The sequence below is a fragment of the Vibrio sp. Vb0304 genome, from assembly GCF_033338995.1.
In the GTDB taxonomy this organism is placed as follows: Bacteria; Pseudomonadota; Gammaproteobacteria; order Enterobacterales; family Vibrionaceae; genus Vibrio; species Vibrio alginolyticus.
Window position 1 is genome coordinate 881,042 of the sequence record NZ_JAWOTT010000001.1, and the last position, 25,673, is coordinate 906,714.

At 43.4% G+C, this 25,673-nt stretch carries 22 protein-coding genes; 10 read left to right on the forward strand and 12 right to left on the reverse strand.

From position 1 onward, the window contains the following. The first annotated feature begins 227 nt into the window (after window positions 1–227). A complete protein-coding gene (locus R7P35_RS03915; protein WP_042520867.1) occupies window positions 228–2,366 on the forward strand; it encodes a TonB-dependent hemoglobin/transferrin/lactoferrin family receptor in 2,139 nt (712 codons plus the stop codon). Between the two features lie 335 nt (window positions 2,367–2,701). On the opposite strand, the gene galE is transcribed toward R7P35_RS03915, so the two are convergent. Together galE and R7P35_RS03925 are read right to left on the reverse strand one after the other, a co-directional pair. After that, the gene (galE, locus tag R7P35_RS03920; protein ID WP_005376309.1) at window positions 2,702–3,718 is read right to left on the reverse strand and encodes a UDP-glucose 4-epimerase GalE; all 1,017 of its coding nucleotides are present in this window, start codon (window positions 3,716–3,718) and stop codon (window positions 2,702–2,704) included. Between the two features lie 54 nt (window positions 3,719–3,772). Beyond that, window positions 3,773–5,731: a diguanylate cyclase domain-containing protein gene (locus tag R7P35_RS03925; protein WP_017634155.1), complete on the reverse strand. Its 1,959-nt coding sequence runs from the start codon at window positions 5,729–5,731 to the stop codon at window positions 3,773–3,775. A 319-nt stretch (window positions 5,732–6,050) separates the two neighbouring features. On the opposite strand from R7P35_RS03925, the gene R7P35_RS03930 reads away from it, so the two are divergent. Genes R7P35_RS03930 through R7P35_RS03940 form a run of 3 tightly spaced genes read left to right on the forward strand, consistent with a single transcriptional unit; the run spans window position 6,051 to window position 8,421 of the window. Next, on the forward strand, window positions 6,051–6,806 hold the full coding sequence (locus tag R7P35_RS03930) for a 5-oxoprolinase subunit PxpA (RefSeq protein ID WP_318091685.1): 756 nt from the start codon (window positions 6,051–6,053) through the stop codon (window positions 6,804–6,806). Further along, window positions 6,806–7,489: a 5-oxoprolinase subunit B family protein gene (locus R7P35_RS03935; protein WP_005386313.1), complete on the forward strand. Its 684-nt coding sequence runs from the start codon at window positions 6,806–6,808 to the stop codon at window positions 7,487–7,489. Before R7P35_RS03930 ends, R7P35_RS03935 begins: the two co-directional genes overlap by 1 nt. After that, a complete protein-coding gene (locus tag R7P35_RS03940; RefSeq protein ID WP_005376316.1) occupies window positions 7,486–8,421 on the forward strand; it encodes a biotin-dependent carboxyltransferase family protein in 936 nt (311 codons plus the stop codon). The genes R7P35_RS03935 and R7P35_RS03940 overlap by 4 nt, the downstream gene beginning before the upstream one ends. Before the next feature lie 28 nt (window positions 8,422–8,449). Here R7P35_RS03940 and R7P35_RS03945 read toward each other — a convergent pair whose 3' ends face one another. From R7P35_RS03945 to R7P35_RS03955, 3 genes are all read right to left on the reverse strand, one after another. Continuing rightward, entirely contained in the window at window positions 8,450–9,889 is a 1,440-nt protein-coding gene (locus R7P35_RS03945; RefSeq protein ID WP_042520863.1) for an FAD-dependent oxidoreductase, read from the reverse strand. A 352-nt stretch (window positions 9,890–10,241) separates the two neighbouring features. Continuing rightward, entirely contained in the window at window positions 10,242–12,698 is a 2,457-nt protein-coding gene (locus R7P35_RS03950; protein WP_042520861.1) for an ABC transporter permease, read from the reverse strand. Beyond that, the gene (locus tag R7P35_RS03955; protein WP_025767777.1) at window positions 12,698–13,390 is read right to left on the reverse strand and encodes an ABC transporter ATP-binding protein; all 693 of its coding nucleotides are present in this window, start codon (window positions 13,388–13,390) and stop codon (window positions 12,698–12,700) included. Before R7P35_RS03955 ends, R7P35_RS03950 begins: the two co-directional genes overlap by 1 nt. On the opposite strand from R7P35_RS03955, the gene tesA reads away from it, so the two are divergent. From tesA to R7P35_RS03975, 4 genes are all read left to right on the forward strand, one after another. Continuing rightward, complete coding sequence (gene tesA, locus R7P35_RS03960) at window positions 13,389–13,991, forward strand: multifunctional acyl-CoA thioesterase I/protease I/lysophospholipase L1 (protein WP_025767778.1); 603 nt, start codon at window positions 13,389–13,391, stop codon at window positions 13,989–13,991. The genes R7P35_RS03955 and tesA overlap by 2 nt on opposite strands. 82 nt (window positions 13,992–14,073) lie before the next feature. Then, complete coding sequence (fabV, locus tag R7P35_RS03965) at window positions 14,074–15,273, forward strand: enoyl-ACP reductase FabV (RefSeq protein WP_025767779.1); 1,200 nt, start codon at window positions 14,074–14,076, stop codon at window positions 15,271–15,273. Window positions 15,274–15,453: 180 nt separating this feature from the next. Continuing rightward, window positions 15,454–17,367 carry a sensor domain-containing phosphodiesterase gene (locus tag R7P35_RS03970; RefSeq protein WP_017634164.1) on the forward strand — a complete coding sequence of 638 codons (1,914 nt, stop codon included), beginning with the start codon at window positions 15,454–15,456 and terminating at the stop codon, window positions 17,365–17,367. A 71-nt stretch (window positions 17,368–17,438) separates the two neighbouring features. Further along, window positions 17,439–19,094, forward strand: a complete 1,656-nt coding sequence (locus tag R7P35_RS03975) for an ABC-ATPase domain-containing protein (protein WP_025767781.1) — start codon at window positions 17,439–17,441, stop codon at window positions 19,092–19,094. Between the two features lie 79 nt (window positions 19,095–19,173). Here R7P35_RS03975 and R7P35_RS03980 read toward each other — a convergent pair whose 3' ends face one another. Both R7P35_RS03980 and R7P35_RS03985 read right to left on the reverse strand, forming a co-directional pair. After that, entirely contained in the window at window positions 19,174–19,794 is a 621-nt protein-coding gene (locus tag R7P35_RS03980) for a DNA-J related domain-containing protein (RefSeq protein WP_005376328.1), read from the reverse strand. A gap of 128 nt (window positions 19,795–19,922) precedes the next feature. Beyond that, window positions 19,923–20,762, reverse strand: coding sequence for an isopenicillin N synthase family dioxygenase (locus tag R7P35_RS03985; RefSeq protein ID WP_005376329.1), 840 nt, complete (start codon window positions 20,760–20,762; stop codon window positions 19,923–19,925). 242 nt (window positions 20,763–21,004) lie between these two features. On the opposite strand from R7P35_RS03985, the gene R7P35_RS03990 reads away from it, so the two are divergent. Next, window positions 21,005–21,601 (forward strand): DUF2238 domain-containing protein, encoded by a 597-nt coding sequence (locus R7P35_RS03990; protein ID WP_005376330.1) that lies wholly within the window; start codon window positions 21,005–21,007, stop codon window positions 21,599–21,601. On the opposite strand, the gene cutA is transcribed toward R7P35_RS03990, so the two are convergent. The 5 genes from cutA to R7P35_RS04015 all read right to left on the reverse strand — a co-directional run bounded on the left by cutA (window position 21,563) and on the right by R7P35_RS04015 (window position 24,608). Beyond that, entirely contained in the window at window positions 21,563–21,895 is a 333-nt protein-coding gene (gene cutA / locus R7P35_RS03995) for a divalent-cation tolerance protein CutA (RefSeq protein ID WP_017634166.1), read from the reverse strand. The genes R7P35_RS03990 and cutA overlap by 39 nt on opposite strands. A 14-nt stretch (window positions 21,896–21,909) precedes the next feature. Further along, window positions 21,910–22,161: a hypothetical protein gene (locus R7P35_RS04000; protein WP_017634167.1), complete on the reverse strand. Its 252-nt coding sequence runs from the start codon at window positions 22,159–22,161 to the stop codon at window positions 21,910–21,912. After that, entirely contained in the window at window positions 22,145–23,854 is a 1,710-nt protein-coding gene (locus R7P35_RS04005; protein WP_005386283.1) for an SgrR family transcriptional regulator, read from the reverse strand. Before R7P35_RS04005 ends, R7P35_RS04000 begins: the two co-directional genes overlap by 17 nt. Before the next feature lie 79 nt (window positions 23,855–23,933). Further along, window positions 23,934–24,167, reverse strand: coding sequence for a DUF3389 domain-containing protein (locus R7P35_RS04010; RefSeq protein WP_005386281.1), 234 nt, complete (start codon window positions 24,165–24,167; stop codon window positions 23,934–23,936). A 6-nt stretch (window positions 24,168–24,173) separates the two neighbouring features. Continuing rightward, the gene (locus R7P35_RS04015) at window positions 24,174–24,608 is read right to left on the reverse strand and encodes a hotdog fold thioesterase (protein WP_042520857.1); all 435 of its coding nucleotides are present in this window, start codon (window positions 24,606–24,608) and stop codon (window positions 24,174–24,176) included. 201 nt (window positions 24,609–24,809) lie between these two features. On the opposite strand from R7P35_RS04015, the gene R7P35_RS04020 reads away from it, so the two are divergent. Next, the gene (locus tag R7P35_RS04020; protein WP_149192557.1) at window positions 24,810–25,598 is read left to right on the forward strand and encodes a M48 family metallopeptidase; all 789 of its coding nucleotides are present in this window, start codon (window positions 24,810–24,812) and stop codon (window positions 25,596–25,598) included. Window positions 25,599–25,673 lie beyond the last annotated feature (75 nt).

The window sequence follows — 25,673 nt, forward strand, 5'->3', positions numbered from 1 at the left end:
CCTCTCTTAATGTGATATCCATCACATTCGTTGTATTTGTATGAACTTATCAAGAACTAACGACAAATAATATAACATATTGATAACTAAAGACTAGGAATGCTCATAGCCAAAGAAGAAGATTCAATACAAACCAATAAATGACAATGGTAATGATAGTAATTACCATTTAGATCCATTAATATCCGCGTGTTGTTACCTATTATGGATCTAAGGTATTGAAGCCAATGTATAAAAAATCAATTTTGTCAGCCTCCATTTTAGTTGCCCTTTCCCATACTGCTTATGCGGAAGAAGCTTCTAAGTTTGAAGAAGTCGTTGTGTCGGCCACCCGTACCAACCAAACCATAAACACTGTTGCTGCTTCTGTTGCTGTTGTATCAGAGAAAGACATCGAAGAAAACATGGTAAAGGACTTGAATGACCTATTCGAGTATACGCCAGGTGTTACTGTTAATGGCACTCAACGCCAAGGCGTCCAAAGTATTAACATTCGCGGGATGGAAGGTAAACGAGTTAAAATCTTAGTAGACGGTGCATCTCAACCAGGTGTATTCAGCGGTGGACCATATTCGTTTATCAATTCTAGTGCCGTTACTGTCGACCCCGATATGCTAAAGAGTGTCGAAATTGTTAAAGGAGCAGCTTCTAGCCTACATGGTAGTGATGCAATTGGCGGTGTTGTCGCATTCGAAACAAAAGATCCGAAGGATTTCCTCAAAGATGGTAAAGACTTTGGTGGTCAAGCTAAACTCTCTTATTCATCGGAAGATAACTCTTTTAGTGAGCATGTAGCTTTAGCAAAGCGTTTCGGTAATACAGAAGCACTTATAGCCTTTACACGCCGTGATGGTGCAGAGCTACAAAATTTCTCTAAGGCGCCTTACGATAACTATTCTGTGGACAACCAAAATTATTACAAAAACGATCTATTGGTAAAACTTCAATCTCAATTGAATGACGCTCATCGCTTGGAGTTCTTGGGAGAAGTTATTTACAACGAGACTGACTCAGAGATCGCACATAAAAGTTACAAAAACTTCAACGCTGAAGACACAACCAAGCAAAATCGCATTGGGCTCAAGCACATTTGGTTTGCAGATGCAGCTATCTCGGATACGCTCACGTCCAAGCTTACATGGATTGGTAAAGAAGAAAACGGCGTCTCTAATCGCTTTATCGAAGCCAGCCCTGGTTACCCACCTTACGTACCGCCTAGTGGTGACAACCAACAGAAAAAAGATTACGAATATACTGAAGACAAATTTGAATTCGAAACTCAGTTAGATAAAGAGATTCAAAATCACTATATTGTTTACGGAATATCGTACAAACATAGTGACATCAGTAATACCAATCGCGAGTTTAATTCCGATCCTGGCACGCCAGATACTGTTTACGTTTACACACCGGATGCAAAAGAAGAAAGCTTTGGTTTATTCTTGCAAGATGAAATTTCGCTTCTTAATGACAAGCTAATTCTGACTCCAGGTGTGCGTTACGATTACTTCTCTACTAATCCTTCAAATACTTCTGAAGAGTCATTCGAGAAGTTTAGCGACTCTGCATTAACTGGTCGTTTAGGAGCAACTTACTCTATATCGCAACCAGGCACGATCTTCGCGCAAGTGAGCCAAGGGTTCCGAGCGCCATCGTTCGACGAGCTTTACTACACCTACGATAATCCGGCTCATGGCTATACCAACCGCCCTAACCCAAATTTGGGATCTGAAAAGAGTTTGTCTTATGAGCTTGGTTACCGTCATAACACTGCAGCGTCGGCAACTGAAGTAGCGTTCTACTACAGTGATTACAGTGACTTTATTGAGCAAACGTCATCAAACAATGGTGGTTTAACTGAATTCACAAATATCAATATTAGTGAAGCAAACATTAAAGGGGTTGAGCTCTCTAACCGTCTTGATTGGCATGCTATTGCTGGTCTTCCATCAGGCGTGACAACTCGCTTTGTTGCAGCATACACAGAAGGTGAAGATGGTGATGGTAATCCTTTGAACAGTGTAAACCCATGGAATGCCGTAGCTGCTGTAAATTACGATTCACCAAATGCACTTTGGGGGACAAGCCTAAAAGTAAACTACACGGCTAAGAAATCGAACAGTGATATCAACTCTGATGGTGATAAAGGCGGAATCAAAGACCAAGTTGCTTTGCCGTCTGCGACAGTCGTTGACTTAACGGCGTACTACAAACCAATGAAAGATATAACCATTCGTGCTGGTGTTATGAATCTAACGAATGAAGAATACCATCTTTGGAACGATGTTCGCGGTAAGACTGAGTTAAGTCGAGACAAAACGCAAGCTGAGCGTAATTACAACATTAGTGTTAAATACGAGTTCTAAACCTTAAAAACACAAAAGCCAGCGTAATGCTGGCTTTTTTTATGGCTTTCATTTCAAAAATGTAAAGAAAAGTATGAAAAATGAAAGTTTACTGTTTTGCCATCTCTTTTTTCACCATTACTGCTGCTGCAATGATGAAAGTGATGATCAGACCGAGTTCCATGAACTACCCCAATAGCTATGAGAAAATTTATAACCCAAATTAAGAGTCGGGCATAGTTTAACAGCTCTATATATACTTGCTACCTTTTAACCAGTAATTTACGATTTTTTCCGATTAGGATCAAAAAAGACGCAATCACGCGCCTTTTTGTTACTATTATGTAAATTAAAGATTAGGCATCTGGATAACCTTGAGGGTTAGTAGACTGCCAGCGCCATGTATCGCCAGTCATTTCTTCTAGAGTGCGAGTTGCTTTCCAACCTAACTCATTCATCGCTTTTGATGGATCCGCCCAACACTCTGCAATATCACCTGGACGACGCTCAACAAGTTGGTATGGGACATCTTTACCACTTGCGGCTTCAAATGCTTTCACCATGTCCAGTACACTGTAGCCGTTACCAGTACCGAGGTTATAGATATGAAGGCCAGCTTTGCTACCTACTTTTTCTAATGCAGCAACGTGACCATCAGATAAGTCCATTACATGAATATAATCACGTACGCCTGTGCCATCTTTGGTCGGATAATCACTACCAAACACAGAAAGGAACTCTCTGCGCCCTACCGCAACTTGAGAAACAAACGGCATTAAGTTGTTTGGAATACCTTGAGGATCTTCACCTAGCTCGCCTGTTGGATGTGAACCTACCGGGTTAAAGTAACGAAGAAGTGTAATGCTCCAGTCAGGGTTCGCATTTTGGAAGTCGGTCAAACACTCTTCTACCATTAATTTGCTGCGCCCATATGGGTTAGTTGCGCTAGTTGGAAAGTCCTCTGTGATGGGTACAGATGCAGGATCACCATATACAGTCGCTGATGAACTAAATACCAACGATTTAACTCCGGCTTCACGCATTGCATCAACCAATACTAAAGTGCCATTAACGTTGTTGTCGTAATACTCTAAAGGTTTTGCTACAGACTCACCGACGGCCTTTAAACCTGCAAAATGGATAACAGCTTCAATATTGTGCGACTTTAGTGCTTCTACCATCGCCAATTTATCTCTGATATCGGCTTTAATGAAGGTTGGCTTTACACCACATACCTTTTCAATTCGATCTAATACCGTAGATTTACTGTTGTACAGGTTGTCTAGAATCACTGGCGTCATGCCAGCTTCGATCATTTGAATACACGTATGACTACCGATATAGCCCATACCACCCGTAACGAGTACTTTCATTTTATTATTCCTTCTGACGCGAATTGGGTTAGTTTAAAGCTTTGACGTTACGATTTAAACTGTCTCTTGTAATTCGCATCCCATTAATATTGCTTGGCCTTTTCCGGCTTTCTTTGCTTGATACATTGCCGTATCCGCACTTTTTAAAACTCGAGTAGCATCGCGCTCATTTACGCCGACTAATTTTACGCCGATACTAACGCCAACTTTGAGTAAGTGACCTTTGTACTCAATTGGAGCACATATGCTCTCGAGCAACTGTTCTGCTATTCGGGTGACCACTTTTTGATTGGCGGGATTTACCAACATGACAAATTCATCACCAGAAAGTCTTGCGATTAAATCACTATGTCTCGTCGCAGATGTTAGACGCTCGGAAACTTTTTTCAAAACTTCATCACCTGCATCATGACCGTAGGTATCGTTAACTTCTTTAAATCCATCCAGATCGAGGTACAAAACTGCAAATTCGTCACGCAAGTATCCAGAGCGTTGTACTAGTTGTTCCAACTCTAAATGGAACTTAGATCGATTGGCTAACCCCGTTAAAGCATCGTGATGAGCTAAATGCTCCAATCGTTCCATCTCTTTTGCGCCGGAAAGGTCGGTAAGAACAATAACCAGATCATAGAAACCATAGTCTTCACACTTAACGATACGATTGACTCGAGCAAACATCGGTACAAACTGACCAATATGGTTCTTCTCGATAACTTCACCTTGCCAAACGCCATAATTTTCTATCGACTCGATGATACTAGGCATCATTTCCTGTAACTTGCGCCACTTTAGCGTTTGGATGAATGACTTCCCAATAAGCTGATCCACCTCTAAGCCGACTAATTTAGTGACGGCAGGGTTTGCCATCGTAATGACACCGCGATGATTAAGAACAATGAGACCATCTTGGCTGCTTTCAAAAACGCGTCCCGCAACACGTTGCCGGTTTATGGCTTCTTCAATTTCGGTGATATCTTGAATCGAAAACAGTAAGTATTCATGTGTCGAGAGGCGACGACTGGTTAGGCTCAACTGCTGTTCGTTATCTGCATTTTTGAGGTGAATATCATCGCACTCTAGGCCTCGACTCAGGATCTGACTCAGCTCATTCGGTGTTTTGGTTTTAATTAGATCACGAATATTGGCATATTTAAGTTCATCTAATTTTTTTTGAAATATTTGCTGGGTCGCCGTATTACAATGAATAACACGTCCGGAATTGTCTGTAATAACTAATGCATGCTGAACAGATTCGATAACCTCTTCTGAAAATGCGCGCTTTTGTTCTAGTGTGTCTAGCGAATGTTGCCGCTGCTTCTCACGTACTGTTAACCTATTCATCATTTGATTGAAAGAGCTCGCGAGGTCTCCAATTTCATCCTTGGCGTAATAGCGAGCTTGATGTTCCGTGTTTCGTCCGTGTGTCACATTCTCTATTACGCGGTTGAGTTCCATCACGGGCTTGAGAACAAGCCTCTCGATACTTATGTAAAAAACAGTGCCACCAGCGATCAGAAACAGAAGAAGTAAAGCGCCATCTTGAAGTGAAGATTGTATGGCTTCTACAATTGGGCGATGAGAAAGCGTAACTCTCATGCTACCAATGACATAGCCATCATGGATAATCGGCTCTAGAACATAAAGAAATTTGGTTGATAAGGCATAGCCTAGAGCGTGCAACCTACTTCTTTCGGTTTGACTGGGAACGGGTGCTAGTGCCCCACTTATCTCCATAACAGCGAATGGTTGGTCATCTTGGTCGTAAAGTTTGACCCGCGTTACATTTGGCTGGTTTAAAAAGTTGGCGAGAATAGTTTGAGCTTTTTGCTTGTCCTTTGTTGTCAGCGCATCTTTAATTGAGAAAGAAACATTGTTAATCAGCTTTCTTGTCTGCTCGACCAGTTCATGCTTAGACGATTGGTATACAGTATACGAGGTGTAACCTTTTGAGATAACAAAGATAGCCGTTAAAAAGACCAGAAGAGGCCAAATAAGCTTCGCTCGTAATGACATATATATTCCTGTCGCAGACAACCACAAAAATGACAGAAGAACCATTATGCAATCTATCACCCATGAAGGGCGACAAGATTAACACGATGCTAATGCAAAATAACCTTAAATTCTCAAAAATTGGATGGAAAAGAAACGAAATACCTCAAAATTCGGATCAACTCAAATAACGGCAACATCTTTATGGACTAACGTGATCTTTTTCGTCACCTATCTGCTCAAAAAGCCTCGTTTTCATGATAGAAGAATGAAGTGAGTCACTGAACCTAGATGCATTTTCCTGCATCGTAAACCCATTGCTTGTGTAGAAATAAAACGTATGACATTGAATAAACAGCAACTTACATTGAACTGTGATATGGGCGAGAGCTTTGGCTCTTGGAGTATGGGCGCAGATGAAGACGTGATGCCCCATGTTGATATGGCGAACATCGCGTGTGGTTTTCATGCCTCCGACCCTAATGTCATGCACGACACTATCACCCTAGCGAATGACAACGATGTTGATATTGGCGCACACCCAGGTTACGCCGACCTACAAGGCTTTGGCAGACGAAGCATAAGCATGACGGGTGATGAAATTACGAACATGGTTATATATCAGGTTGGTGCTTTACAAGCATTATGCCGGGCGCAATACACAGACATCAGTTACATAAAGCCTCATGGTGCTCTATACAACGACATGATGAAAAGTGATGCGATATTTAGAGCGGTAGTAAAGGCGGCAGCACTGTTCAAAGTACCGTTAATGATCCTAGCTTCACAGGAAAATGAAAAATACTTAGAAATCGCAGACGATTATGATGTTCCCTTGCTATTTGAAGCATTTGCAGATCGTTTATACCAAGATGACGGCTTACTGACTCCTAGAACACAGCCCAATGCCGTGTTAAAAAGCGAGCACGCGATACTTGATCAAGTCCGGACCTTAGCTGACTCTGGGCGTGTCAAAACCGCTTCAGGCGGTTACATATTATTGGAAGCCGACACAATTTGTGTTCATGGTGACAATGAAGAGTCGATCGCGCTGATCCAAAAGATCCGCCAAAGCCTATACGCTGGAGGAAATTAATGCATAAAGAGAAATTTAATATCTCTTTGATCTCCGAGTGCAGTATTTTCATTAAGTTTGATGAGAGTATTTCTGAAAATGCAGTCGGAGAGCTTGCTCGCAGCATAAGAGAAACTTTCGCTTCAATTGTTATGAACGTTGTCCCCTCCTATCAAACTATTCTCATTGATTACTTACCTTTTCGAATCAACGAAAAGAACTTAGTCAATGAGCTGCAACAAATCGTGAGCCAGTTTGATACTCAATCACTTAAGCTTTCCCAGCCGAATCACATTACTATCCCTGTATATTACTCTGAAGAAACCGCGTTAGATCTATCTCGTTTTCAAAAGCGAGGTCTGTCATTAGACGATCTTATTACCCTGCATACGAAAACCGAGTACGCGGTTTCTGCAATTGGCTTTGCTCCAGGCTTTGCATTTCTCTCTGACGTTGATACTCAATTGCACATGGCAAGGCTTGCCACACCAAGAACTCAAGTGCCGGCCGGAAGTGTAGGAATCGCAGACTCTAAAACGGCCGTCTATCCATCAGATAGTCCTGGCGGATGGAACATTATTGGTAAAAGCCCGCTTGCGCTCTTCTCCGACTCTCCTCCTTTTATACCGTTTGAAGTGGGTGACAAGGTCACCTTTAATGCTATTTCAAAACAAGAGTTTATCGATTTAGGAGGCGTACTATGAGTTACGGTGGATTACTGGTGGAAAAGCCAGGACCGCTCTCTTTAGTTCAAGACTTTGGTCGTTTTGGCTTAGCGCATGTCGGTGTGACTCAAGGTGGCCCGGTCGACGACTATGCTTACAGTTGGGCCAACCATTTGCTTGGTAACGTAGTCAATTGCGTTGCGATTGAAATTACTCTGGGTAACGCTTGTTTTATTGCATTGCATAACTGCCACCTTGCTATATGTGGCGGTGACTTAAATGCGAAAATAGATGGTGAACCTATTTCAAATTGGTCTGACTTTACGTTGAAAAAAGGACAGAAGCTTCAGTTCGGAGTCGCAAGGAATGGACTTCGCTCCTACCTAGCGGTTAAAGGTGGATTCAATGTTGCTCAGCACTTAGGAAGCGCATCGACCGTCTTGCGAGAATCTCTAGGTGGTTATGATTCAAATGGTGGCGCTTTGAAAGCTGGTGATATTCTTCCCTTTGTCCCTCATAACTTACCGAAACGTAAACCAAGGCAAATGACGTTTCGCTTTAAGCCAGATTACAACTTACCCATTAAGCTGAGAGTGATTGAAGGCTATCAGAACGAGGACTTTGATGAAGACGCTCGCCAAGCATTTTATAACAAAGCATTCATCATCTCCCCAAATTCGAATCGCATGGGCTACCGTCTTGAGGGCAATAACATTCGTCCACCTTACGAAGGCGTCCTATCAGAGGGAATTGCATTAGGTTCAATTCAAGTACCTAGCGATGGTAACCCTATTGTGCTGCTCAACGATCACCAGACTATTGGCGGGTATCCTAAATTTGGCTGCGTAGCTCGTATTGACTTACCTAGACTGGCACAGGCGAAACCCGGACAAAAAGTCAATTTTGTGAAAGGAGATAGACTAGGCTTGCAAGAAGTATGGTGCCAATGGGCTCAGTTTTTTGGGTATTAATACAACCACTGAGCCCAAACACAGCCGATTATGCAGGCATACCATAACGCACTGCTAAAGCTTGTGGATAGCCTCGCTCTTGAGTGAGTTTAATCGCGTACTGCTCGACCTCTTGTTCAGACCACTTCACAGCGACCGGATGCTGTGTTTCCACATTTTGGTTAGGATCGATGTCAAACCAGAATTGAAGCATTTTTTGCGCTGCGAGTAGTGTCGATGACGCTTTTACCACCTCTATTCTCGCGTAGTGGTTATCTTCAAAAGTCACATCTGCCGCTCTGAGTACTGGGTCTGTTCCGGGAATTTGCTGAGCGCCAAATAATGCTTTTCCTCCTTTTACAGCAGAGTGATAGTCGGGAATGAACTGTGCCATGTGTTTGATGGCGTTGTTCGTTCGCTCTTCTAACACTTCTTCTCTCCAGCCGTTACGGATCTTCGAGAGTAAAGGCATAGGCAGTTCAGGTTGAGCAGATGAGTTCGTGCTCTCCACTAAACCATCTTCAAACAGCGTGATTCCTTTTGTCATACCATGAAGTTGAAAGTAACCATCGCCATAAGGCGTCAATTGAGCCATTCCTTTATCGGTTCCACGCGGGCCATGAAAAATAACTTCTGGCCATTGTTGTTGACAGTCTGCCCACCTCGTAACGTAAGCGGCTTTAAACTCCACCAACCTGTCACGCTTGGCACCAACTGTGTTGTCAATTGAGCCTGTTTCAAAGCCACACGCGTTAACCAAGTAGTCGCATGTCATCAGGTAATCGATACCTTCACGTTCATAGCCAAGTTGCCAGTGTTCCCCCATCCAATCGGCTTGCTTAAACGTTGCTTGTGTGAAGACCGAAGCATTAGGAAGCGTATCTAGTGTTAAGTTGGCAATTGCGGCGAGGCGAAAAACACTCCAACCATATTCTTGAACTGCGACAACAGGATACTTTAGCGCTTCAAGATCAGCATGTTGAGCAAAAGGAATGCACCACTCATCGAAGTTTGTAGGATGACTTGGTTGAGTACGTTGCGCGAGAGCTTCTAGCTCCGCTTTTGAATACAGTTTGTAGTATTCGCTTGGCTCGCCGAGCACTTTATTACTCTCATCTTTATCAACGAGCGTCTGATAAGCACTTTTCACAACCTCTAATCGCGGAACTAGTGTGGATGGGTCTCCACCATCGGAATGAGGAACCGCGATGATTGTCGGACGAATATTCAGTGAAAGCGGATACAGGCGAACAGTATCGATAGATTGTGCTAACAAGTCTAAGCATTGTTGCTCGGAAATCTCTCGATATAAATTACCACCAGCATGCAAATGACAAATGGGTGGACCATTTACTAGTGATACGCCCTTCTCTATTACGGAAACTTTAAAACCCAGCTCCGCAAAATGAATTGCTGCTGTTGCACCTGCTACACCGCCACCAACAACAGCGATATGCTTATCTTTATAACTTGGAAACTCAGACTTCATTGCTTCACTAAAAATTTTATAAGGAAAATTCTTTACTAACGGTGGATTCTACTCGTGTTTGGACTTGATTAAAATCACAAAAAGTTCATGGGTTTGCGAAATATCCAACAGCGCCTGTAAAGTGCATTAAAGTAGAAAAAATTTGCGAAAAAGTACTTGACGACATGGTTAAGAAGACACTTTTTTGTGTCTATGTGAATAAGAATTTCACTGTAAGACCCATGGCGCAAAGCCTGCAGAAACACCCCACTTTTTACCCCATTTAGTTATCCCAAAAGTTATCCACTGTTTTTGTGGATAACTAAAATAAAAGTGTCATGGAGTGTTCCAAACTTGATAACACTCGCTGCGATTAAGTGTTTACTGGCGTTAACAATCTTTTCAACAAACTCATCACTACAAGTGCCAACGTAACAAATGTTGCAAGCGGTAAAGCTATCCACAATTCGGGGTGAATTTGTGCATTGAGATCGAACCCATATGTCATGACTGCGGCCACACAAACTTCCGCAGCGAATACCGCAACACCACTAGCAATCAACGCCATAATTCCGTACTCGGCCCACAGGGTTGTGTTGATCCGTTTCTTACTTGAACCTAATGTGCGATACAAACGAATCTCTTGTTGGCGTTGGGACAAGCTTAACCTCAGTAGCGTAAAGATGAGCAGCAGACCAGCAACAACGCCTAAAAGAGCAAGGATGGTGATTGCTGATACGATTTGCTGAATCAAAGCCTGAATTTTCTCGCCCATAGTTCGGATATCTAAAACAGAGACCGTTGGGTGAGCACGTGACATTGACGTCAACAACGCTTCATTTCCTTCTTCAATCCTATAACTGATGAGGTAAGAACCAGGTAAATTAGCCATCACGTCAGATGAGAAAATAAAATAAAAGTTAGGCTTCATGTCACGCCATTCGACATGACGGATGGTATCTACTACTGCATCGTAATTCTGACTGTTTATTACAAAGCGCAGCGTATCACCGAGTTTGATGCCTAAGTCATTTGCTACATCCGCTTCTACAGATACACTCCCTTTGTTTGTCCATTCACCCGAAAGCACGTCATTATATTCTGGTAGGGTATCTCCCCATGTCAGGTTTAGCTCTCGACGTATCGCGTCAGAACCTTCTCCTTCGTACTCAACCTCTTTAACATTTTGACCGTTAATCTCTGTTAGTCGTCCACGAATTATTGGATAAGCTTGTGACCGCGTAACTCCATTTTTATCTAGGGTTTCTAGGTAGTTATCGAGCTCATAATCACCAATGTTTAAAGCGAACACATTTGGCGCGTCTGCAGGTAAGGTTCTCTCCCAATCAGCGAGAATATCGCTGCGCACAAGCCAAATGATAGACAGCAACATCAAAGATAATGCCAAAGCACCAAACTGTAGACCGCTGGTTACTGGCGTCCGGTTGATACGACTCAACGCAAGCTTCATTGCAGGATGGGTTGACACACGTGCAAACAGCTTTGTGAGTGTGACGCTAACTGCTGCGAGTACCACAAACAGTACCGCTATACCAGTGAGCACGATCCAAACTAAGGTGTTATCTGCATACAGTAAAAGCAATGGAACAACGGGAACTAGAACAAGTAACATTCGCTTCCAGGAACGTTGCGCTTTGCCCTGCTGTAGCACTTCTAACGCGGGAGTTTTAATCAAGCCTAACAATGGTATACCGAGAGCGGGAACAGTAATCAAGACTGCAGAGATAAATGCCACCAAAAATGGTGTGACGCCGTAACTAGGGAGTGGATCGGGTAATAAGTCTTTGAGTGGAATGCGTAATAAATACTCCAACCCGCTCCCTAGCAGTAGGCCGACGACACTGGCACTAATGAGAAGGATTGTGACTTGAATAAATAACCACTTTTCAATCCATCGGCGGCTCGCACCAAGACTTTTCAACATCGCGATAGTTTGTGTCCGGCTGTTCACGTAATTTTGACAAGTAAGAACCAATGTTGTCGCCGCCATAATGATGACAATCGCTACGGTCAACGACAGATACTGCGTCGTGCGTTCAAAAACCTCATTACTACGACTGGCAGTATCTTGCGTGCGCCAGCGATCGCTCGGAGAAAGCTGCGTATCATCTTGCAAGCTCTTTAGTGTTTTGTCATCGGCTTGTAAAAACAGACGGTATTGAACTCGGCTCCCAACTTGAATTGCTCCTGTTTTATCTACGTCACTTTGATGAATGTATGCAGAAGGCATTTGCTGAAATGGATTAAAGCTCAAGCCTGGTTCCATCAATACTGCGCCTGATACAGTAAACTCGGCATCGCCTATCGTGACGCTGTCACCTGATTTTACGTTTAGTTGAGTCATAATCCGCTCATCAAGCCAGAGTTGGTTCTCTTTAACGCGACCGGCTGGATTATTTTCAAGAACGAGCTCTCCCATTAAAGGGTAATTATCATCCACCGCCCTTACAGAAATAAGCTGCATACCATTATCGCTAAATGCCATAGTGGCAAAGCGTGTCATCGTCGAACGTTCAAGGCTTTCAGTCGAGGCTAACAACATGTCCGGAATGGGATTAGCAGACACAAACACCGCATCTGCCGTTAATGCGTCCTTCCCCTGCTTGACGATCACCTGCTCCATTCGTTCTGCTAATGCAGAAAGCGCAAAGATACTCGCAATCACGAGAATAAGAGCAACGCTAATAGGCCAAAGATTCCCCTGCCTTATTTCGCCGAAACTCCAGCGTATCAAACTTTTATTCGGCGAGTGCTGTGTTGTACTGTTTTGCTCTGTGGATGTTGCTTCACTTGATGATACTGCAGACATTATATCTCCTCCTTAAGCTCACCCGCCTCCATACGATAGATACGGTCACATCGGCTTGCTAGGTGACCATCGTGTGTTACTAAAATCAGAGTTGTCCCGTGCTGTTCATTAAGATCGAATAGCAGCTCAATCACTTTGTCTGCGGTTTGATGGTCAAGATTGCCGGTAGGCTCGTCTGCGAACAACAGTTCAGGCTGTGTCATAAATGCACGCGCTAGCGCAACTCGCTGTTGTTCACCACCAGATAACTGGCTTGGTAGATGGTCGACTCGTTTTTCCAATCCAACAGCAGATAATAATTCCGCTGCTCTTGCTTCATCTTCGGCTTCACCACGTAAAAGACAAGGAAGCGTGACATTACGTAATGCACTCAAACTCGGGATTAACAAGAAACTTTGGAAAACGAAACCTAAAGAGTCAGCCCGAATTTTCGCACGTGCTTCATCGTCCAGTTTTGATAATTCATGACCTAATAAAGTAATTTCGCCTGATGTCGGCGTATCAAGACCAGCTAGCAACGTCATCAATGTTGACTTACCTGCACCGGAAGTTCCGACGATGGCGATTTTTTCTCCTTTTCGGATGTCAACATTTACGTCTTTGAGGATTGTTAATTGTTCTTGATTAGTAGAGACTTGTTTAGAAACCAAATTGGCTTGAACAATAGGTGCATTAAGTACAGGTGTTTGCATGATTCGTATACTTTCCTTAGTTCTATTTTTTTGTTTTTCCGCTACTGCACATGCGAGCGAAAAGCTACTTGTCTTGGGTGATAGCTTGAGTGCAGGCTATCAGATGCCGATCGAAGAGAGTTGGCCTAGCTTACTCCCTGATGCGTTGTCAGAACATGGTCAAGATGTAACAGTTATTAATGCCAGCATTTCTGGCGATACAACCGGCAATGGCTTAGCACGGTTACCTCAGTTGCTAGCTCAGCATAGCCCTGACATGGTACTTATTGAGTTAGGTGCCAACGATGGCCTAAGAGGTTTCCCTCCTAAACTTATTACGTCGAATCTTTCAAAAATGATTACCATGATAAAAGATTCTGGTGCGGACGTTGTCATGATGCAAATTCGGGTTCCACCTAATTATGGTAAGCGCTATAGCGATATGTTTTACGATATCTACCCTAAGCTTGCACAGCATCAACAAGTTGCCTTGATGCCATTCTTCTTAGAGCATGTTGTCACCAAACCAGAATGGATGATGGATGATGGCCTTCACCCAAAACCAGATGCACAACCTTGGATCGCTGATTTCGTTGCTCAAGAATTAATTAAACATCTCTAATTTTAATGGTCTAGCTCAATAAGTTTTACGTAACTTTACGTTAATCTATTTTCAATTCCACTCATCGAGGATAGATAACAACATGCGAATAGAACCGTTAATTCAAGGTGTTGTTGCTCGCTCTGCGCACCCCAAAGGGTGTCATGCATCTATTAAAGAGCAAATTGAATACGTAAAGCACGCCCCACAGATCAAAAAAGGCCCAAAACGGGTTTTGATTATTGGTGCCTCCTCTGGTTTCGGCCTAGCGGCACGAATAGCCCTAACGTTCGGTGGCGCTAACGCCGATACCATTGGCGTCTCATTTGAGCGTGGCCCTTCAGAGAAAGGGGGTGGGAGTGCGGGTTGGTATAACAACGTCTTTTTTAAGCAAGAAGCAAATCAAGCCGGGCGTACCGCAATAAATATTGTTGGCGATGCATTCTCTGGTTCGGTGCGCAATCAAGTGATTGAAGCCATTGAAACGTACTTTGAGGGTGAAGTTGACTTAGTCATCTATAGCTTGGCAACCGGTGTTCGACCTAAACCTGAATCTGATGAGTTTTGGCGCAGTGTCATTAAACCTATTGGTGAACCTGTCACTGGCGCTTCTATCATGCTCGAGAACGATAAGTGGATAGAAACCACCTTAACGCCTGCAACAGAAGAGGAAGCCAATGCCACCATTAAAGTAATGGGCGGAGAAGACTGGGAAAGCTGGATTGACACACTCATCAATAACGACTCTATCGCAAACGGCTGCAAAACCATCGCCTTTTCTTACATGGGCCCTGACATTACGCACCCAATTTATCTCGATGGTACGTTAGGTCGAGCGAAAATCGATTTACACCAAACCAGTCATTCATTAAACCTCAAACTCGCCAACTTTGACGGCGGTGCTTACGCAACCGTGTGTAAGGCGTTGGTGACGAAAGCCAGTGTATTCATCCCTGCGCTAAGTCCCTACCTGTTAGCGCTTTATCGAGTGATGAAGGAAAAAGGTACTCACGAACGCTGTATTGAACAAATGCAGCGACTGTTTACTACGAAGTTATACGATCAAGAGAAAGTGCCAGTTGACGGCGAACGCTTGATTCGAATAGATGACTTGGAACTTGAACCGCAAGTTCAACAAGAAGTCCACGCTCTTTTAGAACAGATGAATGCTGAAAACTTTAAAGAGATTGGTGATTACCAAGGTTTTAAAGATGAGTTTATGAAGCTCAATGGCTTTAACTTTGAAGATGTCGACTATTCGCAAGACATTTCTATTGAATCGTTAATGTCGCTTAAGCCTTGATACTTGTTACCTGTTTCAAGGATGAGATATGTGACAACTATTCCTAGTCCTGAACACTTTTCAGGACTTTTTTTTGTTTCGAGCCCTAGCCACCCTATACTTAATTAAAAAGCGAGAACAAAATAGAGCAGTCTGCATTTTTAATTCACAGGAAGTGAAACCACGTAAAGGATGACCTATATGGGGAGATTGCAAACATTAGACTACGAAATCCCTGAGTCTATGCGAAGAAGTTGGCAGGAAATCGTCAACTTACTGGCTCAAATAACACACGTACCCACCACATTAATTATGCGTATCCATCCGGATCGCATAGAAGTAAATACATCTAGCGAAACTCTAGGTAATCCTTATCGTACTGGCGATGCAGAGCTGCTTGGTAACGGTTTGTATTGCGAGCAAGTTATAGAACAGAAAGGCGAGCTTGTAATCCCCAATGCGCTTGAAGATGAAGAATGGCAAAATAACCCAGACATCAAACTAGGCATGATTTCTTATTGCGGCTTACCGCTATTCTGGCCAAATGGGGAGACATTTGGAACAATCTGTATGCTTGACTCTGAGAGAAACGAGTACAACGATAGTTACCGTCAGTTGCTTGAAACTTTCAAAGATTCAATCGAAGCACAGCTTTCAGTTGTGTACCAACAACATAAACTTCAGCGACTTAACACCGAGCTAAAGAGTCGAATTGAAAATCGTACCACGGATTTAGCCCAGTTAAGTTACTCCTTAACACAAGAAATTGATCGCCGTAAAGCCGCGGAAAAACAAGTGAGCTACCAAAAAACACATGATCAGGGGACTGGGTTTCTAAATCGCTCTGCACTTGAGAACATTGTCCAATACACCTTACAGTCCCTTGATAGTGATCAGCAATCGCTTGTGGTCATCAACATTGGTTTTAGTAACGCTCGCAGTATTCAGACCAGGCACGGGTTCGAGGTCTTTGACAACATTTTAAAAGAATTTCACTCCAGATTAACCAGACACGGTGCTAGCGGATTTATCACTGGTAGACCAAGTTCGAATGACATGGTTTTATTGATTTGGGGAGAGGATATTGAAGCTCGGTTAAATCAACTATTAGATGATATCACTAAAATTAGCGTAGATGGATTTGTCTTCAACAAAACAGAAATACATTTGCACACGTATATCGGTATAGTTCAAGCTTACAAAGATTGCAGCAATGCTAAGCGTATCCTTCAACATGCATGTTACGCGATGCTTCTATGTAAAGAATCCGGCGAACCTTTTAGTTATTTTAGAGAAAATCATTCGGCGGATCTCAATAGTCACAATGAACTGGAAAGTTACCTTTTACAAGCAGTGCGTAACGACGATTTAGTGTTGTACTTTCAACCTCAAGTAGACTCCAAAACACGTAAATGGATTGGCGCAGAAGCCTTGCTTCGCTGGAGACATCCAATACTTGGCGACGTTTCCAACGAAGCATTGATACATATGGCGGAACAAAACGGGCTTATCTTTGAAGTTGGCTCTTTTGTTCTGCGTACCGCGATAGACAAAGCGAAACAATGGTCTGAGTTAATCGATAACTTCAAAATTGCCGTCAACGTTTCTCCCATTCAATTACAAAACGTAAATTTTGCAGAACAAGTGCAACACCTACTCGACACTTTCCATTTGCCAGCACACTTTCTCGAACTCGAAGTAACCGAGAGCGCTCTAATTGCCGATGAAATAGTAGCACGCACAACGTTAAATAAGTTGCACAAACTAGGTGTGACATTGTCACTTGATGATTTTGGTACAGGATATGCCTCGTTCAGCTATTTAAAGAAATATCCGTTTGATGCCATCAAAATTGATAAAAGCTTCGTCCAGCAAATGGAAAAGTCAGATGATGATCGCGAGATCATTTGTTCAATCATACACATTGCAAAAAAACTGGAACTCCAAGTAGTGATCGAGGGCATTGAATCCCACCAACAAGAGCAGTTTCTTATTGGTGAGGGTTGTGATATCGGACAAGGTTTTCTTTATGGTAAACCTATGCCTTGTAATGAATTTGAGCAAAGTTTGTTTAATCAGCGCCTTTCTGGCGGGCAATACGCCTACTCTTCCTAAGCATTCTCTTTACTATGAGGGCGGTGGTTTCTATAATCGCCGCCCGCTTCTATTAAAAGGCCAATATCTTCATGGATCAGTTGACTGCCACGCTTAAGAAAATTGAAAAGCAGAACTACCGAGCTTATCAGCAAATCAAAGGTCAATACGACTTCACTGATTTCACTTTGTTTATCGATCATGTACAGGGTGACCCTTATGCATCGGCGTCACGTTTTCGTGCGACTCGCGCATGGTCTTTGACTGGTCTTGAGTGGCTAAGAGACGAGTCTCCTGCATTTCAAAGAGGTGCACGTGATTTTATTGCGCGTAGTTTTGAACAGTTTGCTAAACAAGAAAACTCAGTATCAATTTCACTGACAGGCCAAACTGTACTGGATAGCACCGCGGTGTTGTTTACTGAAGAAGGTATTGAACTGCGTTTTCGAGTTAACTTACCGGCTGAAGGTCGTTCAGTATTGGGGAAAAAAGCCAACAACATACTGACTTTCCACCTGCCTAAGTTTATCCGTCGAGCAACTTTAGAGCGTGAACTCGACAAAGCCGCTTTAATTAAGCACTGCCAAGTTGTTGAAGACCAAGATGCCCTGCGAGAACAGTTAGAGGCCAATAACTTAGTCGCGTTTGTCGCAAACGGCAGTATTCTTCCTCGAATTGCAGGTAATTGCGACCTTCCAATGAAAGAAGCCGTTGAGTTTAAAGCCCCTGAATCTCTACAAGCCACTTTACATGCGCCAAACAAGGGCCATGTCACAGGATTAGGAATTCCAAAAGGTATCACACTGATCGTAGGTGGCGGCTTCCACGGTAAATCTACCTTATTAAATGCAATAGAGCGTTCAATTTACGATCATATTCCAGGAGATGGCCGCGAATACATTGTTGCCGATAACAAGGCTATGAAGATTCGTGCCGAAGATGGCCGATGCGTACACCACTTGAACCTGTCGAACTACATCAACCATTTACCGATGGGTAAAGATACGGCGGACTTTTCTACTCAAGACGCATCAGGCTCAACGTCGCAAGCCGCTTGGCTTCAAGAGTCTATTGAAGCGGGTGCAAGCACATTATTGATTGATGAAGATACTTCTGCTACCAACTTCATGATTAGAGATGAGCGTATGCAGGCATTGGTGGCAAAAGGTGATGAGCCAATTACTCCTCTCGTCGACCGCATTGGTCAATTACGAGATGATCTTGATATCTCTACCATTATCGTTATGGGTGGGTCGGGCGACTACTTAGACGTTGCCGATACCGTCATTCAAATGCACGACTACCAAGCCGTTGATGTGACTGAAAAAGCGAAAGAAGTTATCGCTCAGCACCCTACTCAACGCCATAACGAGTCAGAAGAACGTTTACAGACCTTCCCACCTCGAGCACTGAACCGCGTTGCGTTGATGAATATTCTGACTGACGGCAAGTTCCGTGTGAATGCGAAAGGCAAAGAGTCACTTCGATTTGGTAAAGAGTTTACTGATCTTAGCGCTTTGGAACAGATAGAGTCAGCCGATGAAGTCAACACAATTGGCTGGTTATGGTTCCAAATTGCTCAACTTCCAGGTTGGTGTAATCATCCGGCGAAGGAGATTGAAGAAATGCTGTCTGGTGAGTGGCATGCCGCTCTTCCTAAACAAGGCGACTTAGCCAAACCACGCACACTAGACGTTATGGCTGCCCTCAACCGCATGCGAAAATCTCAGTTTAAGTCATCATGCTAGTTTTGATACGCTGACAGAGACAGTTCAATCAAAAGGCAGCTATAGTTAGCTGCCTTCCTTTATCTTTATTCTTAGCGAATCATTCGTTTCTCAGTACATTCCACGCTTCACAAAGAACTCTAAATCTTTCTGCATCGCCATTTTCTCGATCAGGATGCCAACGAAGCGCGAGTTTTCGCCATTGTTTTCTAATTTCCGCAGGCGTAGCGTCAGTGTTAAGTTCAAATAGTGACAGTGCCTTTGTCTTATCTACGCTGGCTACTGACGAACCACCGATGAACTTTTGATAAGTTGTCCAAAATTCATTCAACAGTCGACGCACTTCATCTTCGTCCGCTTCGTAATTGCGCCAATCTAAGTAATACTCACGCAAAGGATCATGAATATCGATCTTATGCCTCAAAGCTTCCATCGAAGACATGAGCTGAATATCCATGGCTTCGACTTGAAGCCAGCTATCCGGATACAGAGTGTCTTGCAGTTGATATAATGCATTCATGATCAGGAAGTTTCTTTTGAATAAATCCTTATCGGGAGAGTCGTCCAGCTTTGAAATATAACCTTGTTCACCCAACGAGCTTGCCAAGGTGTGCACTTTCCAATTAGAGGGCTGTTTTCTCAGAATTTCTAACATTGGCCAAAGCAGCGGATTTTCTATTGCATGAGGCTCAATACTATTGACAGTACGTTGTCCTTCCATTCATCCTCTCTGACACGAGTTTAGGGCCCCATTCACGGCACAAAAAACATAGTTTCCACTTTGTAGCATAAATGCAAAAAGGCCGATAGTCATTCACCATCGGCCTTTGTAAGGAGATCACGTAAAGGTTAAATAACCCCTAGCTCACGTAAACGTTCCATAAGGTAGCTATGTGCAGTGTAGCGCTCAGATAACACCACTTCCGGCTTTGGATGCAGGAACAACGGTAATGAGATACGTGACTTTTCTTGACGGCCACCCGTAGGGTTGATTACACGGTGAGTCGTTGAAGGGAAATAACCACCTGACGCTTCTTGAAGCATATCACCAATGTTGATGATTAAGTTCCCGAAGTCACATGGTACATCGATCCAATCACCCTCTTTACTCTTTACTTGCAGTCCAGGTTCATTAGCAGCAGGCAAAACCGTTAACAGGTTAATGTCTTCATGCGCAGCAGCACGAATAGCGCCTGGCTCTTCTTCGCCTGTCATCGGTGGGTAGTGAAGCACGCGTAGTAATGTTTTGTCACTGTTATTGATCATTTCTGACAACGCGATAGAGAACTTCTCTTGAACGTCCTTAGGTGCGTACGCTTCAACCCAACCTAATAGCTCTTGAGCAAATGCATTGGCACGCTCGTAGTACTCTAAGATTTCAGCTTTAAGCTGCTCTGGGATCTGCCCCCAAGGGTAAACATGAAAGTACTCTTTGATGTCTTTCACTTTGTGCCCTTTCGCCACTTCAGACACAGAAGGTGGGAAGTAGCCATCTTGGGTGTCTACGTTAAAGTGAAAATCATTCTTTTGATCTGAACAGAAAAACTCATGCCAGTTTTTGTAAATTGACTCTACAAGCTCTTGTGGAATCGGGTGGTTTTTCAACACACCAAACCCCGTTTCTCGTAGAGAGGTAACGAACTGTTGAGCAGCATCGTCAGCAAGATAATCGACAGTTTCCAGTTTCATGGCTTTACTTCTTTTTTATTAGACTGAATCATGGATTCTATGGATGGGCATGTTGTAAATCAAACTTTAATGAAAAGTGCACGCGCAAACGTTTTAATGTTGAGCAGTTTGCCAATAAATCAACATTTTCAGTGATCAAAAAACCCATTAAAATATCAATTGCACACCGTTCAATTAAGTGCAATCATTAACACAATCTATGGAGTCCCACTGTAAGATAAATTGAAGGATCAAATAACTCTATGAAAAGCACCTCGACACTCTTAGGATTAACGATTTTTTATGCCATCGTGTTTTTATTTTCTGCGTTGGAACCTAACTCACGTGCAGTTTGGTTTGCGGAGATTATCCCGGCGATTGGTATTCTTGTTGCTATTTGGGCGATTTCGATTCGCTATCAGTTCAGTAATACGGCTTACTTTTTAATGTTCATCTGGCTCTGTTTGCACACTATCGGTGCGAAATATACGTTCTCCGAAGTGCCGTTTGACTGGTTTAACGACATGATTGGTTCAGAGCGAAATAATTTTGATCGCGTTGCGCACTTTTCAATTGGCCTTTACGCATATCCGATCGCTGAATACTTGATAAACAAAAAACGGTTCAACAAGGCGTTCTCTTGCTGGTTTGCTTTGTTTGCTATCATGTCACTTGCTGCTGGCTATGAGATTATCGAATGGTGGTATGCGGAGTTGGCTGGTGGCGATGAGGGAATTGCCTTTCTGGGCTCGCAAGGTGACATATGGGACGCCCAGAAAGATATGTTGTGCGATACCGTTGGTGCAGTGTTGTCGTTATTCTTAATGTCGGCTCAACGTCGATTCTCTCAACCATTCTAAATAAGGGTTAAACCCATCAACAATTGGAACCTGTACGATTTGAGCGACCTCGTATTCGTGCAGGTTTTCTATTTTCTCTTCCACCAATTCATAAAGTTCTCGACGAGTTTTGATGACTAGCAACCATTCGTTGTCAGTACAAACCTCCCCTTTCCAAACGTAGTGGCTTTCAATAGGCATTGTTTGAATACACGCGGCTAATTGGGCATCTAGCAAACCTTTAATGATCTGATCTCGATTTTTTTCATTACTGGTTGTACTTAAAACCATGCAATAGTCATGTTTCATACTCATTTTCTAGCCCTTCATTATTTCATTGTCACTTTGCCGCCAATCATTTTGTAAGCGGGGGTTCCTCTTACTAAAGTATCTCTTGCAAACTCTTGTCCGCAAGCGGGGCAAATACATGGGGTTTGTGTGAAATCGTCAACAATGCGCTCTTTGAAGCATTTAACCAGTGCGCCTTTCCCGCCTTTACGGTACTTAAATAGTTGAGTTTTACACTTTGAGCAATAGATATCGACGGTTTTCGTCGGCTGCTTCTTATTCGGTTTCGCCATGGTTACTTTCTATATCCGGTTTGACCCATACATTATTAAAATCAAACCAACCTAAGGCATTACACTTTGCATTTTGTAACGCACCGCTGTGGTCTTTATTCACGCCTAGCCAACAGTGAAACATAGGAATCACCTGACAGCTTTTTACTAACTGTCGTCCTAGCTCACGCGCAGGAAAGTCTGTGTGCATCCCAGCACGCCATTGATCGACAAGTTTAGCCCATTCACTAAAATCGTAACCTGAACTGAACTTCTCAATATCACTGTAATCCAGGAGCCAGCCCGCCAACGCGTCATTTCGGTTCGTTGCAATGCCCATAGCTTTCACCCAGATATCCACTTCCTCCGGTGCGGGCGGTTGAGAATCATAACGAATAAACTCAACCTCTATACCGTGCGGTTTTAAGAGTGTCTTGATGGCCTTGGCAACTACTGGAAACATCGGATGCTTTTTCTGATACGCTACGGAAATTACCTTATTAGCCTGTGGTACGCTGCCCGCTTCTGCTGGCCTAAGATCAATCCAACCGGGCTTAAGGCCAAAGGCTTGCAATACTCCCAGTTCCATCACTTTATCTTGTGGGACATGCGCGTAAATCTGGTGACTGTTGAGGGTTTGCGAGAGGAACTCTGCCCAACGTGGATCTTTTGCAATCCCAGTGTTTTTGTTTAGTAATAGGAATGTACAGCCAGGGTCCAGCTCGACTTCATCGGATGAACCTTGTTTATCCATCTTCGGCTTTGACAGGCTTGGATAAACCATTGAAGAATAGGCTTCATCGATTACCCACACCTCCACTTGGTCAAGTAAAGGGCGAAAACCAAAGTAGCCATCAAAAGCAGTCAAAATAAGACGCTTATCATCATTCATTTTAACTTGGAACGGCCCTGTCCCTATCGGTTGTCTATCAAAGCTTTCAGAACGCAAAGCACTCGGTAGCAAAATTTTTGCTTGCGACTCACTCAGAGCCAGAGGCAGGTAGCGATCAGGACGGACGAGCTCAATATCAACGGTCCACTCTTGTGGTGAAGACACCCGCTTTATGTGAGAAAACAAGTTCAAGCCATTTAACGCAAGCACACTTTCAAGAACACAACTGGTTGTTAACGGTTCACCATTATGAAAGCGTACTCCACGACGAAGATAAAAACGCCAATGAGTATCAGAAATTGCTTCCCACGTGTGGGCTAAATCTGGTTGAAGTTGTTCATTTTCATCAAGGCGAGTGAGTCCGCTAAAAATTTGTCTGGCGATGTGCTGTTCAGAACGCCGCATCGGTTTCTGCGGGTTTAACATCGACAATGGTCGATAATAAGGCAAACGCACGACCTGCTCGCCCTGTCGATGCTGAAGCCCTAAATAACCTTGGATAACCTGCGTCAATCGTGCCGCATCGTTATCAAGCGCATCTAGAGCCTGACCGATTTTCCCTTCATCGAGATAACGCCTGGCGAGGTTTTCGCTGACGTCGCTTCGATTACGTTTAAAAACGAGTTTCGAAAGTTTTCCTCGACCCGCTGCCGGATGCCACTCAATCCAGCCCTCTTCTTCAAGTTTATTTAGAACAATACGAGCATTACGACGTGTACAAAACAACGCTTCCGTGATGTCTTCGAGCTGAACGTCCGTATCGTGACCGGAAAATTTTTCAAACAGTGTTTCGAACTGAACACGTAAACGAGGGCTACTCATAAAGAGGAAATTCTTATCTTGTTGTCGATAAGCTAAGTTTCCTCATTTTTTCCAAAAAGTGCAAACATCACACTATAAATTATTGAATATCGATACCAATTTCTCGCGAAAGTTCAGCCAGTTGTACCTCGTTGTCCAGCTTGATAGACCATTTGCACTCTGCTCCATGAGATAAAACAACGTTCGCTCCTCTACCCAGCAGCTGAATTGCATCGGTTTGCGCTTGCAAGGTTACCATTGCACTGCCGGAGAGCTTAATCACTATTTCACGCTGGGTTGCAATGATTTTTCCTAATGAAAACTCAATCACCATCTTAGTTTATACCGACTTTGTTTTGTGTTGTTTCACAGCGATGGTCAAGCGACTGGTACACACTAAACGGCCTCGCTCATCAGTGATATCGATTTGCCACACTTGCGTTGAAATACCCAGATGAAGCGGTTTTGCCGTACCAATCACATGACCACATCGCATGGCTCGCACATGGTTCGCGTTAATATCTAAACCGACGCAGTAGCTGCCCTCATCGACAGAGAAGTTTGCAGCCAATGAGCCTAATGTTTCTGCGAGCACGACTGATGCACCACCGTGAAGCATTCCTAAAGGTTGATGAGTAAAGCTGCATACGGGCATGGTTGCTGTAAGGGAGTCGTCAGTGAAATCTGTATATTTAATTTGTAGGTGCTCGATCAGGGTATTTTTTGACGTGGCATTCAGAATCTCTATGCTTACGGGCTTTTTCCATATACTCATTGTTTTACTCTTAGTTTCACAAACTGGTTTGTTAGGTTGTAACGATGTGCTAAGAAGCTAGCATAGACGCTACCTGGGCATAACTTCAAGACGTAACATCTCACCTTATTTATTAATCAGATGAATAACTTGATCCATGCATCATGTTACTATTTGGGTATATACTATTGCTTCAAAACAAAAAATTAAATGGAGCCTGTTATGAAGGTATGGATGAAAGCCTCTGCTCTTTTAACTATCGCGGGTTTAACAGCGTGTAGCGCATCACCGATGGGTCGCAACCAGATCCTGATGTTTTCAGATCAGGAAATGTCATCGCTTGGCGCTAAATCTTTCGAACAAATGAAGAAAGATATCCCAATCAGCAAAGATCGCAAAACGAATGCCTACGTTCAATGCGTTGCCAAACACATCACTGACACCATTCCCGCTCAATCTGGATTTAAAGACTGGGAAGTCGTTGTTTTTGATAGTGAACAAGTCAATGCGTTTGCTCTACCAGGTGGGAAGATCGGCGTGTATACCGGGCTTTTAGATGTCGCGAAAAACCAAGATCAGTTGGCAACAGTCATTGGTCACGAAGTCGCTCACGTCCTCGCTGACCACAGTAATGAACGTCTCTCACAAAGTCAGTTAGCAAATGCAGGGTTGTCTCTAGCAAACGTTGCCATTGGCGCTTCCGAGTACAAACAGTATCAACAAATGACGATGGCGGCACTTGGTGTCGGTGTTCAATACGGTGTTATCTTGCCATACGGTCGTACTCAGGAATCCGAGGCTGATATTGTCGGGCTGGAATTCATGGCAAAAGCAGGTTTCGACCCACGTCAAAGTGTCGATTTATGGAAAAATATGAGTGCTGCATCAGGTGGTTCTCAACCACCTGAATTCTTCTCAACCCACCCATCGCACAGTACGCGCATTAAAGATTTACAAGCAACCATAAATAAGCTGCCTGCGTATAACGCGAAAGCACCAAGATGTGGCTAATTCATTGCTACTATCGTCTACTACTTAAGCTTGCCAAATAAAAAAGCTCCCTAGGGAGCTTTTTAATGATTCTAA

What these genes read in the sequence shown, in the direction of transcription:
- R7P35_RS03980 (WP_005376328.1), bottom strand. Translation starts at nt 19,794, where the DNA reads ATGGAAGGACAACGTACTGTCAATAGTATTGAGCCTCATGCAATAGAA.
- R7P35_RS04000 (WP_017634167.1), bottom strand. Translation starts at nt 22,161, where the DNA reads ATGGCGAAACCGAATAAGAAGCAGCCGACGAAAACCGTCGATATCTAT.
- R7P35_RS04020 (WP_149192557.1), top strand. Translation starts at nt 24,810, where the DNA reads ATGAAGGTATGGATGAAAGCCTCTGCTCTTTTAACTATCGCGGGTTTA.
- R7P35_RS03935 (WP_005386313.1), top strand. Translation starts at nt 6,806, where the DNA reads ATGCATAAAGAGAAATTTAATATCTCTTTGATCTCCGAGTGCAGTATT.
- R7P35_RS03950 (WP_042520861.1), bottom strand. Translation starts at nt 12,698, where the DNA reads ATGTCTGCAGTATCATCAAGTGAAGCAACATCCACAGAGCAAAACAGT.
- R7P35_RS04005 (WP_005386283.1), bottom strand. Translation starts at nt 23,854, where the DNA reads ATGAGTAGCCCTCGTTTACGTGTTCAGTTCGAAACACTGTTTGAAAAA.
- R7P35_RS03970 (WP_017634164.1), top strand. Translation starts at nt 15,454, where the DNA reads ATGGGGAGATTGCAAACATTAGACTACGAAATCCCTGAGTCTATGCGA.
- tesA (WP_025767778.1), top strand. Translation starts at nt 13,389, where the DNA reads ATGATTCGTATACTTTCCTTAGTTCTATTTTTTTGTTTTTCCGCTACT.
- galE (WP_005376309.1), bottom strand. Translation starts at nt 3,718, where the DNA reads ATGAAAGTACTCGTTACGGGTGGTATGGGCTATATCGGTAGTCATACG.
- cutA (WP_017634166.1), bottom strand. Translation starts at nt 21,895, where the DNA reads ATGAGTATGAAACATGACTATTGCATGGTTTTAAGTACAACCAGTAAT.
- R7P35_RS04015 (WP_042520857.1), bottom strand. Translation starts at nt 24,608, where the DNA reads ATGAGTATATGGAAAAAGCCCGTAAGCATAGAGATTCTGAATGCCACG.
- R7P35_RS03940 (WP_005376316.1), top strand. Translation starts at nt 7,486, where the DNA reads ATGAGTTACGGTGGATTACTGGTGGAAAAGCCAGGACCGCTCTCTTTA.
- R7P35_RS03945 (WP_042520863.1), bottom strand. Translation starts at nt 9,889, where the DNA reads ATGAAGTCTGAGTTTCCAAGTTATAAAGATAAGCATATCGCTGTTGTT.
- R7P35_RS03930 (WP_318091685.1), top strand. Translation starts at nt 6,051, where the DNA reads ATGACATTGAATAAACAGCAACTTACATTGAACTGTGATATGGGCGAG.
- R7P35_RS03925 (WP_017634155.1), bottom strand. Translation starts at nt 5,731, where the DNA reads ATGTCATTACGAGCGAAGCTTATTTGGCCTCTTCTGGTCTTTTTAACG.
- fabV (WP_025767779.1), top strand. Translation starts at nt 14,074, where the DNA reads ATGCGAATAGAACCGTTAATTCAAGGTGTTGTTGCTCGCTCTGCGCAC.
- R7P35_RS03955 (WP_025767777.1), bottom strand. Translation starts at nt 13,390, where the DNA reads ATGCAAACACCTGTACTTAATGCACCTATTGTTCAAGCCAATTTGGTT.
- R7P35_RS04010 (WP_005386281.1), bottom strand. Translation starts at nt 24,167, where the DNA reads ATGGTGATTGAGTTTTCATTAGGAAAAATCATTGCAACCCAGCGTGAA.
- R7P35_RS03985 (WP_005376329.1), bottom strand. Translation starts at nt 20,762, where the DNA reads ATGAAACTGGAAACTGTCGATTATCTTGCTGACGATGCTGCTCAACAG.
- R7P35_RS03915 (WP_042520867.1), top strand. Translation starts at nt 228, where the DNA reads ATGTATAAAAAATCAATTTTGTCAGCCTCCATTTTAGTTGCCCTTTCC.
- R7P35_RS03975 (WP_025767781.1), top strand. Translation starts at nt 17,439, where the DNA reads ATGGATCAGTTGACTGCCACGCTTAAGAAAATTGAAAAGCAGAACTAC.
- R7P35_RS03990 (WP_005376330.1), top strand. Translation starts at nt 21,005, where the DNA reads ATGAAAAGCACCTCGACACTCTTAGGATTAACGATTTTTTATGCCATC.